This window comes from Streptosporangium sp. 'caverna' (genome assembly GCF_003203775.1).
In the GTDB taxonomy this organism is placed as follows: Bacteria; Actinomycetota; Actinomycetes; order Streptosporangiales; family Streptosporangiaceae; genus Streptosporangium; species Streptosporangium subroseum.
The window spans coordinates 9776641-9791294 of the sequence record NZ_CP029711.1; the positions used below are offsets into that span (position 1 = coordinate 9776641).

Annotated in this window: 14 protein-coding genes; 7 read left to right on the plus strand and 7 right to left on the minus strand. The window is 68.2% G+C overall.

Annotation, left to right across the window (positions count from 1 at the left end; translation table 11 throughout):
* Positions 1–75: 75 nt before the first annotated feature.
* Both DKM19_RS42070 and DKM19_RS42075 read left to right on the plus strand, forming a co-directional pair.
* On the plus strand, positions 76–465 hold the full coding sequence (locus DKM19_RS42070; protein WP_110703929.1) for a hypothetical protein: 390 nt from the start codon (positions 76–78) through the stop codon (positions 463–465).
* 7 nt (positions 466–472) lie between these two features.
* The gene (locus tag DKM19_RS42075) at positions 473–1789 is read left to right on the plus strand and encodes a DJ-1/PfpI family protein (protein ID WP_110703931.1); all 1317 of its coding nucleotides are present in this window, start codon (positions 473–475) and stop codon (positions 1787–1789) included.
* Between the two features lie 88 nt (positions 1790–1877).
* On the opposite strand, the gene DKM19_RS42080 is transcribed toward DKM19_RS42075, so the two are convergent.
* From DKM19_RS42080 to DKM19_RS42090, 3 genes are all read right to left on the minus strand, one after another.
* Positions 1878–2306, minus strand: a complete 429-nt coding sequence (locus tag DKM19_RS42080) for an MmcQ/YjbR family DNA-binding protein (protein WP_239513889.1) — start codon at positions 2304–2306, stop codon at positions 1878–1880.
* A 214-nt stretch (positions 2307–2520) separates the two neighbouring features.
* Positions 2521–3297 (minus strand): aldo/keto reductase, encoded by a 777-nt coding sequence (locus DKM19_RS42085; RefSeq protein WP_204358456.1) that lies wholly within the window; start codon positions 3295–3297, stop codon positions 2521–2523.
* Positions 3298–3511: 214 nt separating this feature from the next.
* Positions 3512–4072, minus strand: coding sequence for a hypothetical protein (locus DKM19_RS42090; protein WP_110703934.1), 561 nt, complete (start codon positions 4070–4072; stop codon positions 3512–3514).
* Positions 4073–4408: 336 nt separating this feature from the next.
* On the opposite strand from DKM19_RS42090, the gene DKM19_RS52845 reads away from it, so the two are divergent.
* A complete protein-coding gene (locus tag DKM19_RS52845) occupies positions 4409–5044 on the plus strand; it encodes a TetR/AcrR family transcriptional regulator (RefSeq protein WP_110703936.1) in 636 nt (211 codons plus the stop codon).
* 433 nt (positions 5045–5477) lie between these two features.
* Positions 5478–6314 carry an NAD(P)H-binding protein gene (locus DKM19_RS42100; RefSeq protein WP_110703938.1) on the plus strand — a complete coding sequence of 279 codons (837 nt, stop codon included), beginning with the start codon at positions 5478–5480 and terminating at the stop codon, positions 6312–6314.
* A 76-nt stretch (positions 6315–6390) separates the two neighbouring features.
* Here the strand turns inward: DKM19_RS42100 and DKM19_RS42105 are convergent, their stop codons facing one another.
* Positions 6391–7374, minus strand: coding sequence for a YafY family protein (locus DKM19_RS42105; protein WP_110706368.1), 984 nt, complete (start codon positions 7372–7374; stop codon positions 6391–6393).
* A gap of 245 nt (positions 7375–7619) precedes the next feature.
* On the opposite strand from DKM19_RS42105, the gene DKM19_RS42110 reads away from it, so the two are divergent.
* Complete coding sequence (locus tag DKM19_RS42110) at positions 7620–8738, plus strand: epoxide hydrolase family protein (RefSeq protein WP_110703940.1); 1119 nt, start codon at positions 7620–7622, stop codon at positions 8736–8738.
* Between the two features lie 289 nt (positions 8739–9027).
* Positions 9028–9612, plus strand: coding sequence for a hypothetical protein (locus DKM19_RS42115; RefSeq protein ID WP_162642171.1), 585 nt, complete (start codon positions 9028–9030; stop codon positions 9610–9612).
* A gap of 237 nt (positions 9613–9849) precedes the next feature.
* Here the strand turns inward: DKM19_RS42115 and infA are convergent, their stop codons facing one another.
* The 3 genes from infA to DKM19_RS42130 form a co-directional block, all read right to left on the minus strand.
* Complete coding sequence (gene infA, locus DKM19_RS42120) at positions 9850–10074, minus strand: translation initiation factor IF-1 (protein ID WP_110703944.1); 225 nt, start codon at positions 10072–10074, stop codon at positions 9850–9852.
* Positions 10075–10279: 205 nt separating this feature from the next.
* Entirely contained in the window at positions 10280–11077 is a 798-nt protein-coding gene (locus DKM19_RS42125; RefSeq protein ID WP_110703946.1) for a GNAT family N-acetyltransferase, read from the minus strand.
* Positions 11078–11408: 331 nt separating this feature from the next.
* On the minus strand, positions 11409–14420 hold the full coding sequence (locus DKM19_RS42130) for an ExeM/NucH family extracellular endonuclease (RefSeq protein WP_204358457.1): 3012 nt from the start codon (positions 14418–14420) through the stop codon (positions 11409–11411).
* Here DKM19_RS42130 and DKM19_RS51315 point away from each other — a divergent pair.
* Entirely contained in the window at positions 14413–14571 is a 159-nt protein-coding gene (locus DKM19_RS51315; protein ID WP_204358458.1) for a hypothetical protein, read from the plus strand. The two genes, DKM19_RS42130 and DKM19_RS51315, sit on opposite strands and share 8 nt — an antisense overlap.
* Positions 14572–14654: the final 83 nt, after the last annotated feature.

Below are 14654 nucleotides of genomic sequence, written 5' to 3' on the forward strand. Positions count from 1 at the left end.
CTTCGGCACATGGCAGGACGGCGGCCGGCGGCGACTCTTGTCGGTATCAGTCGATGCCGAATCCAAGGGGACGTCATGACGACCGTGGAAACCACCCGAAGTACGAGTCGCAAGCTGGGCCGGTTCGTCTGGCACTACGTCGAGATGGTGATCGCCATGCTCGCCGGGATGTTCGTGCTGGCGCCGCTGTGGCCGGACGCCTGGCTGGCGCGGCCGGAGGTCGACGCGCTCGTCATGGCGACCAACATGACCATCGGAATGACCATGGCGATGGTCTTGCACAGGCATTCGTGGGCGCGGATCGGTGAGATGGCGGCCACGATGTACTTACCGTTCCTCGTCTTGCTGGTGCCGTTCTGGCTCGGGGCACTGTCCGCCATGGGGTTGATGATGGCCGGGCACGTGATCATGTTCCCGCTCATGCTGGCCGCCATGGTGTGGCGCCGCGACCACTACTGGCACTGAGGTTTCGATGCGCACCTTCCTGCGCCGCGCGCTCGCGGTGATCGCGGTTCTCCTGATTCCGGTGGCGGGCGGGGCGATCTCCGCCTTCGCCACGTTCGACGCCCAGTACGCACCCGGGCCGGACCGGCCCGTTCCCGCCGCCACCTCCCCGGCCTTCGACCCCGCCAAACCGACCGCGGTCGTGGTGATCGGCGACAACGGGGCCGTCGTGTCGGATGCCCTTGCCCCATACGAGATCCTGGTCGCCTCGGGCCGGTTCAACGTCTACACCGTCGCGTCGCGAAGGCGCCCGCTGCCGTTGACCGGTGGTCTGGACCTGGTGCCGGATCTGAGCTTCGCGGATCTCGCCGAACTCACCGGCGGTGCCGCGCCGACGCTCGCGGTCATCCCGGCGATACCGGACGTCGGCGAGCCCAGTACCGGGCCGGTCACGACGTGGCTGCGTGATCAGGTGAGCCGCGGCACGCTGTTGCTGAGCGTGTGCAACGGCGCCGGTGTCCTCGCCTCGGCGGGTCTGCTCGACGGCCGGCCCGCGACCGCGCACTGGATGCGGATCGGCTCGTTCGAGTCGGACTATCCCGCGGTGAACTGGGTGCACGGCAAGCGTTTCGTCGACAGCGGTACCGTCGTCACGACCGCGGGCGTGTTGTCCGGCATCGACGGAACCCTGCACATGATCGAGCGCCTGGCCGGTTCGACGGTGGCGGCGAACGCGGCCAAGGCCGTGGGCTGGCGGTACTACGGCAACACGCCGCCGGTCGTGACCGGCATCGCCATGCCCGCCCCGGCCGCGATCGTCAACGCGGGTTGGACGTGGGCGCCGCCGACCGTCGGCGTGATGCTGACGCCGGGCGTCGGCGAAATCGACCTGGCGTCGGTGTTCGAAACGCACGACAAGTCGCTCGCAGACCGGACGTTGGCCGTGAGCGCGGACGGCGGCCCGATCCGGTCACGGCATGGACTGACATTCCTGCCCCGCGCCGATCTCGCTGGCGCGGCCCCGGACCTGGATCGCCTGCTCGTGCCCGGAGCCGGCGTTCGCCTGGGCCAGGTCCCCGACGGTCTGGAGCCGGTGTACGTCCACTCCGGACAGGACTTCGCCTACAACGACGCCGTGCGGGACCTGGCCCGGACAACGGATGTGGCCACCGCCCGCTGGACCGCTGAGACCATGGAACTGCCGACCGACGGCCTGCGACTGGACGGCCCGGCGTGGCCGTGGCAGCAGACGGCGCTGCCCATCCTGTTGATCCTTTTGGGTATTGCCGCGGTGATCTGCCTTCCGCGCCTTCGGACCGCTGTGGACACTCCCGTCCGGGCCTGATCGCGGCGGCTCCCTCGTGACGCGAGGGAGCCGCCGCCGTCAGAACGGCCCTTGATCAGCGGGTACAGCACAAGGAGGTGAGGTGTGATCATGCCGGGTGACGTGCGCGGAGCCAGACCGCCGCTCTGCGCGCTGATGCACGGGACAGCCAGGCGTCCTGGACCACCTCGGCCAGCTCGTTCCGGGTGAGCTCACCGATCCGACTGGCCCGCAGCAGCACCGACGGGTGACCATCGAAGTGCGCGGTGGTGAAGAACTGCGACGCCTCGTCCTGAACCAGTGCCTGCTTGTCCGCCTCGGACTCAACCCAGAAGACGATCACATCCGCATAGCGCTCCCCGGTGTCAGGGTCGACCGCGTCCGGCCGTGGGGTGCGAAAGAAGACGAACGACTTCCCGCCCACTTGGTAGACCGGATTGTCGCCGGTCCCGTACTCGACGGTGACGTGCGGCATGGCCAGAGCCAGCTCGTGCACGTCCTCGACGCGGGCCGGCCGGCTTCCGTTATCGTCGGACACAGCCCCAGCGTAGGCGGCTCCCGGTGGAACGTCAGGTCATGCCGCAAGCTGGGCGGTCGGTCAATGGGTCTGCTCTGGTCTTCCCTGTGAGCCGCCCACGTTCACGCCGGCGCCTGATCTACACGAACGACCGCAATCCGGCTCCGGCATCTGCCCTGTCCGCGGGCGCCCCGCAGCGAATTGTCTTCGCGCGGGGTTCGCCCGCCGTATTCGGTCAGCCGGCTTGGGTGAGGGCGTCGATCGCGGCGACGTCTTCGGCTGTGAGGTCGAAGCCTTGCAGGTCGAAGTTGGTGGCGACGCGTTCCCGGCGGGAGGACCTGGGCAAGATCACGATGTCGTGTTCCAGATGCCAGCGCAGGACGACCTGGGCGGGAGTGACTCCGTGCCTCTGGGCGATCCCGGTGAGGACCGGGTCGTTCAGGTCGGTGTTCTTGAGGCCGCTGTAGCCCTCGACGACCACGCCTCGGCGGCGGTGCTCCTCCAGCAGGGCCGGGTCGTGCTGCGCCGGGCTCCACGGAATCTGGTTGACCGCCGGCTGCCGTCCGGTGGCCTTGGTCAGCAGGTCGATCAGTTCCGGGCTGTAGTTGCTGACCCCGACGTTGCGGACCAGCCCGGCGTCCTTGGCGGACAACAACTCCTGCCACGTCGAGACGAGCTCGTCCTGGTCCGTCGGCCAGTGGATCAGCCAGAGATCCAGGTAGTCGGTGCCGAGCAGCCGAAGACTCGACTCCAGGGTACGGCGGGCATGCCGCGCGTCCTGCGGGCGGAGCTTGGTGGTGATGAAGACCTGCTCCCGGTCCAGGCCGCTGTCTTTGACGGCTCTGCCGACGTCCGACTCGTTCTGATACAGGGTCGCGGTGTCGACATGCCGGTAACCGATCTCAAGCGCCGCACGCACCGACTCGTACGCCGCCTCGGGCTGCAGCTGCCAGGTCCCAAAACCGATCAACGGCAGCGCGGTACCGTCAGGCAGGTTCACTGTCTTAGTCATGCGGAGCATTCTGCACCAACGCCCCGCCTTGGCCGACGGCCGCTCCTAGCCACGGGCAGCTGTGGCACTTTGTCGAGCTGCCGGTACGGCCCTCTGCCGCCGCGCCAGCCGAGGCGGGTTCCATCAAGATCGACAGTAGATGCCGGGTCGGCGACGTTCTCCCCGACCGGGCCGGCCCCCGAAGACGACGACGTCGTAGGTGTTGCCGTCCATGTCAGTTTCCCTTTGCGGCGCGGCCGAGACGGAGGGCCGAGATGAGGAAGAAGATGCCACCGGGGATGGCATAGCCGGCCGCGTTGGTCAGCGTCGGGTTGTCCGCGGAGGCACCGATGATGAACGATGCACCGGCGAGTACGGAGATGCCGCCGCTGATGATCATCGGCCACTGGCCGCCCATCTTGCGGCGGGTGACACCCACGATCAGCTGGACCAGCCCGGCCACGACCGCCCAAGCGCCCCACACGCGCAGCACCGCCGGGATACCGGACGCGCAGGCGATGGCCACGCCGATGGCGGTGATCAGACTGACCGCGATGTTCACGTACAGCAGGGCAGGTGATCCGGTGGTGCGCGACGCGCGGGCGTCGACGATGGCGGCGGCCACGTCGAACAGCGGGTAGAGCACGAGCAGAGTGACCGCGAGCGGACCCAGTTTCGAGGCGGTCGTGAACATCACGAGGGCCCAGACGATGGCGAACGCGAACCGGACGAAGTACAGCCGCCGCAGTGCGGACGCGGTCCTGGAAATATCGGGCGAAGCAGCGATAGTGCTCATGATGATCCTTTCAGTGGATGAGTGACGAGGGGAGCGGTTCAGCGCGTCCCGCGGCCGGCCTTCTCGATCAGGTGGGCATGGCCGACCATGAAAGCGGGCGAGGAGGCTTCACGAAGGCCGGGGAGACCGAGGTCCGCGCCGCGGACGCCGAGACCGCCGACAGACCGACCGCGAGTGACCACGGCCGTACCGATGGACAGCGGGGTGGTGCGTACTTGCGTACACGAGCCACTGGAACAACTCCTCCCGCGAGACCGAACGTTCTATCGCGCCACAGCATGGCAATTTATCGTGTGGGCTGTCAAGACCGAACGTTCTACTCGCTAAGATGGCGGCATGCGCAGCCAATCCGAAGGCCGGCCGTCCGAAGCGCGATCCCGGCTGCTCAACACGGCCACCCGGCTCTTCTACGCGGAGGGCCTCCACGCCGTCGGCATCGATCGCATCGTCACGGAAGCGCAGGTGACGCGGGCCACCCTCTACCGGCACTTCCCCGGCAAGGAAGACCTTGTCCTCGCCTACCTGAACGAGGTCGACCGGGCCATGCGGAGCCAGGCGGACGAGGCCGTCGCCGCCGGACTCCCGGCCGCCGGCACCATCCAAGCCCTCAGCACGTCCATCGCCCAGGGCATCCAGTCCCCCGGCTTCCGGGGATGCGCCTTCCTCAACGCCGCCGCCGAGTATCCCGACCCCGAGTCCCCGGTGCGCAAGGCCGTGCTCGCCCACCGCCAATGGTTCCTGGAAACCGTCACGGAACTGCTGGCCAAGATGCGGGAGACAGGCGCCGAGCCTGCCGGCCGCCACTTCGTGATGATGCGCGACGGCGCCATGGCCGCCGGCTGCCTGTTCGACCCGGCGCTGGTCTGCGAGACCTTCCTGCATGGAGTCGAGAGGCTCCTGCAGGTTTATGCCGCCACCGACTACAGCGGACCGGCGGGGCCTGAAGACACCATCGACGCACCTACACGTTGACCGGCTCTGCGGTGTCGTCGACGGTCACGCCGAGGATCTTTCGAGTGTGCGCCCGGCCGACCTAGAACGATCTTGCATCGTGAGGTGCGCCGATGGTCGGTCCTGTCAACCTCGACGTCCTGGTCACCATCATCCGGCCAGGCCTCAAACCGCGCGTGCTCTTGCCGGCTCAAGACCCCGGCCGAGCCGCCTGCGCTCGTCGACCATCAGGGTGACCGCGACGCCTCGGAGGTTCCCGGTTCCCGAGCGAGCGTGACGGCCTTGTCATATTCGGGTCGGCGGATGGCGCGTGGAGATCTTCTCGCAGAAAGATCCGGGTGACGCCACGTCATGGATCAACGAGGACTGAACCTGTCCTGCTTGGGTGACAGAGTCGTCATCAACAGGGCAGCGGACAACAGGTCCCGTCCCTTGGGTATCTCGTGGAGTGAGCATGTTTCTGGTCACCGGCGCCACCGGCAACGTCGGACGCAACGTCGTCGAGCGACTGCTTGCCCGTGGTGAGAAGGTGCGGGCGCTGGTGCGGGATCCGCAGCGGGCGAACCTGCCGGCTGATGTCGAGGTGGTGGAGGGCGACCTGTCACGACCGGACACCCTCGCTGCGGCACTCTACGGCGTCAGCGGCGTGTTCCTGTTCGCGGTGCCCGGCAGCGGGCCGGCCTTCGCCCAAGCGGCACAGCGGGCCGGGGTCGAACGCGTCGTCCTGCTGTCGTCCAACGGAGTCGACGACACCGCCGCCGAGCAGGCCAACCCGATCGCGGCCTACCACGCCGAGATCGAGCAGGCGCTGCGCGCCGCCGAGCCGGCCTGGACGCTCCTGCGTTCGGCGCACATGGCCACCAACGCCCTGCCCTGGGCGGGGCAGATCCGCGCCGGTGACGTGGTCCGCGCACCCTACGCCGGCGCCACCAGCGCGCCGATCCACGAGGTCGACCTCGCCGAGGTCGCCGTCGTCGCGCTGACCCAGGACGGCCACGCCGGCCAGGTGTACGCGCTCAGCGGCCCGCAGTCCCTCACCGCGGCCGAGCAGGTCGCCCTGATCGGCCAGGCGCTCGGCCGTCCGCTGGTCTACCAGGAGCTGACCCCCGAGGTCGCCCGCGAGCAGATGGGCCGCTTCATGCCGCCGTTCGTCCTGGACACCTTGTTCGAGCAGTGGGAGCAGTCGGTCGGCCATCCCGCGCAGGTGTACGACACCGTCGAGCGGCTCACCGGCCGCCCGGCCCGTACCTTCGCGCAGTGGGCCGCCGACCGCGCGGCCGACTTCTCCTGAACAGGCAGCGCGCCGCAGACCGGTCGGGGTTCCCTGTCTGGCGGGACTGCTCACGCGCCCCGGCAGGGCCCGCCGGTCATCCGGTCGGCGGGCCGCCCTCGGCTGATGCGCCGAGCGCGTGACCGATGCGCGCGTGCAGCGTCCGGAAGTGCTCGACGAGCTCGGCCGGCTCGTGGACGGTGAAGTCGAAGCCGAGCAGGGTCACGTGCAGGGCGAGCCCGTCCAGGGAGTTCGAGCCGGCCCGCAGGACGCAGCTGCGCTCGTCGACCGCTTCGACCACCCCCGCGTCGGCCGGTACCCGCTCGACCACCTGTGCCGCAGGGGCATACATGGTGAATCGCGCCTGGTAGCGATACCGATCGACACCCACCGCCCAGGACGCGTACTCGCCGATGTCGTCGGCAGGCGGCTCGCGTGGGCTGAACCGTGGACCGGCCGGGGTCCGCGGCCGCAGCCGGTCGACCCGGAAGGTCCGCCAATCCGCCCGGTTGAGATCGTAGGCCACCAGGTACCAGCGGCGCCCGGCGTGGACAAGCTTGTGCGGCTCCACCGTACGAGTGGTGTCGGTGCCGTCGTGGCTGCGGTAGTCCATGCGCAACCGCTGGTGGTCGCGGCAGGCCGCGGCGATCGTGGTCAGCACCTCAGCCGAGACGACCGCACCCGGCCGGTGCTGGGCCACGGTGGCCGCGTCCAACGCCGAGACCCGGTACCGCAATCGCGGAGGCAGGATCTGTTCCAGTTTCGCCAGGACCCGCACCGACGTCTCTTCGATCCCGGCCACCGTGCCGTTCGCCGCGGTGCGCAATCCCACCACGACCGCGACGGCCTCCTCGTCGTCGAGCAGCAGCGGCGGCATGGCGGCCCCGGCGCCCAGCCGGTACCCGCCGATGTTCCCGATCGTGGCGTGCACCGGGTAACCGAGCTCGCGCAGCCGATCGACGTCACGGCGCACGGTGCGCACCGTCACCCCCAACCGGTCGGCCAGCTGCGGACCGGACCAGTCCCGGTGTTGCTGCAAAAACGACAACAGCCGGAGCAACCGAGCAGACGTTTCAAGCATGCCTGCATTGTGCACCGCAACGAGGACCATAGCTGACCTCCTTGGCTGACACTCTTATCTCAGTGATCGCCGCTGACCGGACCTGACGCCGGACACGGCGGTGTCGACAGGTCCCTTGCCTGGAACCCCGGTCGTCTCGGCCTCCGAGCAGGCCCGTGACCGGGCCCTGTGGCGCGAATGCCCAGCCAGGGCGCCATCCCCGTGCACGTGGCCGAGCGCTTCGTGCGACAGAAAGGAGTCGTCTGTTGAACAGCGAGATCAAGCCGTTCCACGTCCACATCCCGCAAGCCGAGCTGGACGATCTGCGGCGGCGCCTGTCGGCCGTTCGCTGGCCCAGCCAGATTCCCGACGCCGGCTGGAGCCGTGGCGTGCCGGTGGCCCACCTGAAGGACCTGACCGAGTACTGGACCACGACGTACGACTGGCGCGCGACAGAGAAGCGGCTCAACCGGTATCCGCAGTTCACCACCCAGATCGACGGACTGGACCTCCACTTCCTGCACGTCCGCTCTCGCCACCGGCAGGCGTTCCCGCTGATCCTCGCGCACGGCTGGCCCGGGTCGATCGCGGAGTTCCTGGAGGTGATCGAGCCGCTGACCGATCCCGCCGACCCTGCCGACGCCTTCCACCTCGTGATCCCCTCGCACCCGAACTTCGGGTTCACCGGGCCGGCCGCGGCAGGCTGGGACTCGCGCCGCATCGCCACCGCCTATGCCGAGCTGATGGTCAGGCTCGGCTACGACCGGTACGGGGCACAGGGCGGCGACTTCGGTGCGTTCATCGCACCCGACCTCGGGCGGGTGGACCCCGAACACGTCGCCGGCGTGCACGTCAACGCCGCCACCGCCGGGTTCATCCCGTTCGGCGGTGTGCCCGAGGGCACGGTGCTCACCGACGCCGAGCAGGCCCGGATCGACCGGATGAACCGGTTCCTCTCCGATGGCAACGGCTACTTCCAGATCCAGGCCACCCGTCCGCACACACTCGGCTTCGGCCTGGCCGACTCCCCGGTCGGCCAGCTCGCCTGGATCGGCGAGAAGTTCCACGACTGGGCCCACCCCGCCGGCTCGATCGGATTCGACCAGGTCATCACCCATGCGATGATCTACTGGCTGACCAACACCGGCGCGTCCTCGGCACAGATGTACTACGAATCCATGCACACCAACAGCTGGCCCACGCCTTCGCAGGTACCCACCGGCGTGGCCAACTTCGCCGAGGACATCGCGATCCGCCACTTCGCCGAATCGCTCAACAACATCACCCACTGGGCCGAGTACGACCGCGGCGGGCACTTCGCCGCGCTCGAGGTCCCCGACCTGTTCGTGGACGAACTGCGCACCTTCTTCCGCACCGTCCGCTGAACAACCGGTCGGCAATCGGAGTCCGAGGTGTTCGCGCCGGCACGATCGAGCGCGATCACGGTGATCACAACCTTGTCCACGGTCACCGTCGTGACGCTGATCTGACGGCTTTCGCAAACCGTCCCGTCGACTGACGGAAACATCGTCATTTCTCGGTACGGACGGTGAGTCGCCGAGCCGGGAACGCGCTGCGCCTCTTTATATTGCCGGAGGGTGGGCGTGCGTTGTGCCCGGAATCGTGAGTCCGGCAGCTCGCCCCGGTGGCTGGTGTTGAGCGGTCGGAGTGAACATGGTTGGTGAAGCGTCCCGCGATCCCAGCCCGAAAGGGAAGCACGGCTTCCCCGAAATCGACCCCACTCTCCGGGCCACCGCGGCAGCATCGGCGGGTGGCACGCTCGTCATCCTGTGGCCCGCGTTCACGCTGGGCGCGTACGGCGCCATCTTCTTCGACGCCGTGCTGGCAATCTGGGCCGTGGCCACGGCGGTGCTGCTCTCGGGTCTGATGCTGCACGCCAGAGGTGCGCTGCCCTGGGCAGGCTGGGTCGCTCTGACCCTGCCCTCGGTCTGGGTCGTTCTGGCCGTCGTGGCGCCGAGAGCTCACGGGTTTCGCTACCTTCACTACTTCGAGGTGGTGCTCACCCTGGTGGGAGCGCCGGCCCTGGCCTGGCTGCTGTCGAGAATCCTGCTGCCCGACTACGCCGAGCTCCCCGAACGGCACCGGCTGCGGGCGGTCGCCGTCACAATCGCCGTCGGAGTCCTGGCCTTCCTGCTCGGCAAGTTCAATTACCTGTTCCTCACCTGTGCCGATTTCGACATCAGCGGTAACAACACCCCTTCCGGCTGCGCGCATGGCCCGCCTTTCCACCTCCTTTGAGAACCTCGCGCCCGTGGATGGCCCGTAGAAGTGGATAGGTCATCCCTGACCGGCACACGGAGGCCGCCATGGGTAAAGCTCTCGGTGACGTACGCGGTCTGGCGGCTTGACGCGCCTACCCGGCCGAGATGCGGGAATCAGAACCGAGCCAAGTCGTCGATTCCGATTCCCGCATCCAGCATGTTTCCGATCCAGGTCGGAGGCTTCTCTTCCTATTTCGGCGCGTCCCGCCCGCCGCTACGTCCTGTAGCGGAAGAGGATCCGGCCGCGGGTGAGGTCGTACGGGCTGAGCTCCACGAGCACCCGGTCATACGGCAATATCTTGATGTAGTTCTTCCGTATCTTCCCGCTGATGTGCGCCAGCACCTTGTGCCCGTTCTGGAGCTCCACCCTGAAGGTGGCGTTGCGCATGCACTCGACGACGGTGCCCTCGACTTCGATGCCGTCTGTTGTTCTTGCCATATTCTCGCCCTTCTCCGGTCGGTGACTGTGGGGGTCGGTGAGGAAACGAATTCCGCTGACGCAACCGTGATCGAGACGCCTCGGCAGACACGGTTGTCGCGGACGGCCATCCCGCGCGCTACGGGAACCGAAGCCCGCTCATCGGCTCGGCCTGTGCCGCGCGTGCTTCGGGTCCGGTCCCCTCCCGCGGTGACGCGGTGGGGCGTCAGCGGAGCACCAGCTCCAGGTTGCTGCTCGCACGCCGGGCGCCGACGCCCTCGAACAGCGCCATGGCCGCCCCGTTGGATTCGTTCACCTCGGCCGATGCCGTTGCGATCCCGCCGCGGTGCAGCGAACCCAGCACGTGGGCGAGCAGCGCCCGAGCGATACCGCGGCGGTGCTGGTCGGACCGGACCGCGATCAGCCCGATCCGTGGCTGCCGGGTCACCGGCGCCAACCGGACCAGTCCCACGTATTTATCGGACTGTGCCGCCACCGCGTACTTCGACGGGTTCCGCAGGGTAGCGCCGTCCAGGCGGGGCAATACCTCAGCCGGCATCTCCTGCCATCCGACGGTGGCCTCGACCTCGTCGCGAATCACGCGGTCCAACGTGCGCAGAGGGCCCTCCTCCGCCTCGCCGACGGCCACTATCGTCACGTCCGACGGCGGTAGCACTGAGCCGAGTCCCGTGACCCGCGGGTCGGTGGGCACGAGGTACTCCCACTCGCGGCGTCGGGTCGTGAAGCCGACTCGCTCCCAATGGGACGTCAAGTCGGGGTCGGCCTCGTCGACCACCGTGTACAGCGGCTTCGGTAGGTCCGCCAGCATGGCATCGGCGAGTTGGTCAAAGACCGCGCCGTGCCACGCGTCGATGCTGAGGAAGGTCCGTCCGTCGGGCCTGAGCGAAGCGTCGCCGCGGCCGACCACCCGGTCGTCCTCCACAGCGTGCCATTGACTCTCCGCGACCCGCGTGATCACTACGGCAGGCTCGCCCACGCCCGAAGTGAAATGCACAGAATTCATAGGTTGTTGCCTTTCGGGATTGCCTTGTCGAGGCGCTCCCGGCGACACCTACGTCAATCGCCCAACCGTGAAGAAGATAGGGAGCACCCATATCGATACAGCGTTCATGGGTCTCACCTCCTAGCGCGATGCCACGGTCTGCGGGACGCTATCAGCCCGAATGTCGTCCCGTCCAACCATTTTCCCGCCGACCAACTCGGCGGGCCGCCAATGCGCGTCTCTATCGGGCTATCGGGGCGCCGCCTACAGCAGGCGTTCACGGTCGGCCCGGTACGCGAAGGGGCCGCCTTCGACACAGATCGAAGGCGGCCCCATCTCCATCGGTCTCTGGTCAGTCGACGGGCTGCCAGGGGCCGTAGAGCTGGCCGGGGGCCTGGTTACGGGTCCACCACTGTGCCTTGTACTTCTTGTTCTTGTACGTGACGACGTCGCCGATGTTGAAGACCCGGGAGGGGGTCCAGATGACGGTGCCGTCGGCCGCGGTCTCGATCTGCTCCCACGGTCCGTTGGGGTCGCCCGGCTTCTGGTTCTGCGTCCACCACATGGCCCGCCAGGTCGAGCCCTGGTAGGTCACCGTGTCGCCGGTGTTGTAGACCTTCGAGGCATTCCAGGCCGGCGCGACGGGCGTGACCGGAAGGTTCAGCCCGACGATTACCGGGTCGTGATCGGAGGCCGCGAACGGCTCGGCGCCGTCGAACAGCTGGGCGGCGTTGTAGTTGTAGCGGCTGTAGTTGTAGGCCACGGACTCCTGCGCGTTGATCTGCCACACGTCCGCGCCGGTCACCATCGCCTTCGCGGCCGGGTTGGCCAGCACGTGGTCGAGCGAGCCCTGCATGCCGTTGAAGGAGTACGTCGACTCCGACGGGTCGAACGTGCTGCCCAGGTCGGTGTAGCCGTCGGTGTACAGGACCTGCATCGGGTCCTCGTGCGTGTAGGCGTTGAAGTCGCCGAGCAGGAAGATCCGGTCGGTGCCGAGATCGGCCGCCGCCTGCGAAGCGAACGCGGAGACGGCCTGCGCCTGGCGGACCCGGGTCGCGTTGAACGCGCCCTGGTCGACGGCCGGGGACGAGGTGTCCTCGGCGTCGCCGTCGTAGAGCGGGGTGCCGGCGCCCTTCGACTTCAGGTGGTTGGCCACGACAAGGAACGCGTCCTTGTCGGTGGCGCCGACCTTCTTGAAGCCCTGGGACAGCGGCTGACGGGCGATCGAGAACGGCTGGCCGGGACCGGAGTCGCCGGTCAGCACGGTCGACGGTCCGACCAGGGTGACGTTGGCCGGCTTGTAGATGAAGGCGGTACGGATGACGTCCTGCTGGGACAGCGGCGGCAGCTTGTCGGCGGACGGCGAAGGCGCGTAGGCCCAGACCTTCGAGCCGGCGGCCGCGTTGAGCGCGTCGACGAGGCCGGCCAGCGCGGTGTCACGCGGCTCGCCGAACTTGACGGAGTTCTCGATCTCCTCCAGCGACACGACGCTCGCGCCGAGCCGGTTGATGCCGGTGACGATCTTCGACTGCTGGCGGGCGAAGTTGGCCTGGTCGGCCGCGCCGCGCGGGCCGGAGCCGCCGTCCGTGCCGGTGCAGGTGTTGACAGCGATCCGGTTGCCCTGCCGGTCCGTGTAGTACGTGCACTTGCCCAGTCCCTTGGCGACGTAGTCCTCGCCGGTCATGGGGAAGTAGTTCTCGACGTTGAACGTGGCCAGGCTGATGTCACCACCGACGGCCGACGGCTGCTGGTTCCCGGTGCGAAGGTCGCTGAAGGTGGCGACCTTCGCACCGTCGTCGGTGACCTGCTGCCTCGGCTGGAAGTTCCACAGCGAGAACCGGTATTCGAGGATCACCGGCTCGTGGAAGGTCACCTTGGCCCCCACCGTGACCGCTTTGGTGGTGGTCAGCCACGGCAGCGGAGTGTCGCGGGAGGTGCTGGTGCTGTAGTTCGAACTGGAGCCGTCGTCGAGCGTCACCATCCGGGCGGCGTTGTCGGCCGCGGCGGCCTTCGCGTCGGCGCTTCCCGCGGATCCGACGTCGGTCGGCTGGCGCAGCGGCGTGTCGCCCGCGGCCAGCGTGAAGGAGCCGTAGAAGTTCGCGTCGTAGTTGTCCGACACCGTGAAGTCGCCCTGCGGCGCGATCAGCTCGCCCTCGTGCTCCTCCTTCGCGGCGTCGGTCGCCATGTCCGGCCACGGAATCCGGCCCGGGACAACGGCCGCCAACGCGGTGTCGAGCTTGGTCACCGTCGGCGACTGGATCTCGGTCTCGCCCTGGAACTCCGTGACCTCGCCGGTTACCCGGACGCTCTCGCCGATCGCGACCTGGCCGGCCGACTCCGACCCGTAGACGAACACCGCGTCGGAAGCGCCGGGAGTCTTGTCGTTGGCCTTCGTACCGCCGGCGCCGCCGGTTTCCAGGAAGAAGCCGTTGAAGCCACCGGTCGCGTAGACCGCGGTCACGACACCCTCGGTCGTCACCGTCTGCCCCTTGTACGGCGAGGTGTCGGTGTTCGTGCCCTGGATCGACGCGATCGGGACGATGGTCGAACCGTCCCCGGCGACCTGGAACCTGAAGGTCGCCGAGCCGGTCGCGCCGGCCGAGTCGGTGGCGGTCACCGTCACCGACGCCGTACCGGCCGAGGTGGGAGTGCCCGAGACCGTACCGGCCGAGGAGATCGTCAGCCCGGCGGGCAGCCCGGCCGCCGTCCAGGTGTACGGCTCGGTACCGCCGGAGGCGTGCAGGGCAAGCGGTGTGATCGCCGTGCCGGACGTGGCGCTCTGCGAGCCGGGGTCCGTGATCGTGATCGTCCCGGTGCCTTCGCCCGGGTTGCCGGCGTCAGAGGCCGCGTTCTGGGGAGTCGGAGCGACGACGTGGAAGTCGGCGACGTTGTCATCCGTGTCCGCACCGGCCGCGTCACGCTGGTAGCTCAGGGTCAGCGAGTTACCCGTCGGAGCGCTCTTCTCCGGAGAGTTGCTGGTTCCCCAGCCGATCTTGTCGATCACCGTATCGTCGGTGGGAAGCACGCCCGAGGTGCTGGCCGCGATGAACAGCGTGCCGCCCCCCGCGCCCGGGTTGACGCTCCCGCCGGTGCTCAGATCGGGTGTCGGCAGCGGTGCCCCGGGGTTGGCGCTCGCGTTGTTGCCCGGCAGTTGGATGAGGAGGTGGCCATGGCCTGCGACCGTCCCCGAAAGCGCGAACACCTGCGAACCGCTCGGGATCCCGGTGCTCGTGGGTGCGCGGTACTGGAGGGTGTCGCCGGCGAGGGAGACGGCGTTCTGCGTCGGGTTGTAGAGTTCGACGAATTTGTTGAGATAGCTCGCGCCGGACGAGCCTCCGTTGACGTACGCTTCACTTATGATCAAGCCGGTCCCGGCCGAGTTGGCGGATGCCGGGGCGGCGAACAGCGAGCAGGCAACGCCTGTCGTGGATAGCGTCAATGCGGCGATGATGACTCGCCGGAAAAGCGGCGCAGACAAAGACCGCACCTCCAAATGGATCGCTGGCGTGCTATGACCTGGTGTCGCAGCAGGGCCAACGGGGAACCTTAGGCGGAGATCTTTGACCGCGCGCGGCCGGGACCTGAACAGTGCGCTACA

Bases quoted from the DNA above. Each gene is read 5' to 3' on its own strand.
- DKM19_RS42070 (WP_110703929.1), top strand. From the start codon at position 76: ATGACGACCGTGGAAACCACCCGAAGTACGAGTCGCAAGCTGGGCCGG.
- DKM19_RS42075 (WP_110703931.1), top strand. From the start codon at position 473: ATGCGCACCTTCCTGCGCCGCGCGCTCGCGGTGATCGCGGTTCTCCTG.
- DKM19_RS42085 (WP_204358456.1), bottom strand. From the start codon at position 3,297: ATGACTAAGACAGTGAACCTGCCTGACGGTACCGCGCTGCCGTTGATC.
- DKM19_RS42090 (WP_110703934.1), bottom strand. From the start codon at position 4,072: ATGAGCACTATCGCTGCTTCGCCCGATATTTCCAGGACCGCGTCCGCA.
- DKM19_RS52845 (WP_110703936.1), top strand. From the start codon at position 4,409: ATGCGCAGCCAATCCGAAGGCCGGCCGTCCGAAGCGCGATCCCGGCTG.
- DKM19_RS42100 (WP_110703938.1), top strand. From the start codon at position 5,478: ATGTTTCTGGTCACCGGCGCCACCGGCAACGTCGGACGCAACGTCGTC.
- DKM19_RS42105 (WP_110706368.1), bottom strand. From the start codon at position 7,374: ATGCTTGAAACGTCTGCTCGGTTGCTCCGGCTGTTGTCGTTTTTGCAG.
- DKM19_RS42115 (WP_162642171.1), top strand. From the start codon at position 9,028: ATGGTTGGTGAAGCGTCCCGCGATCCCAGCCCGAAAGGGAAGCACGGC.
- infA (WP_110703944.1), bottom strand. From the start codon at position 10,074: ATGGCAAGAACAACAGACGGCATCGAAGTCGAGGGCACCGTCGTCGAG.
- DKM19_RS42125 (WP_110703946.1), bottom strand. From the start codon at position 11,077: ATGAATTCTGTGCATTTCACTTCGGGCGTGGGCGAGCCTGCCGTAGTG.
- DKM19_RS51315 (WP_204358458.1), top strand. From the start codon at position 14,413: ATGATCAAGCCGGTCCCGGCCGAGTTGGCGGATGCCGGGGCGGCGAAC.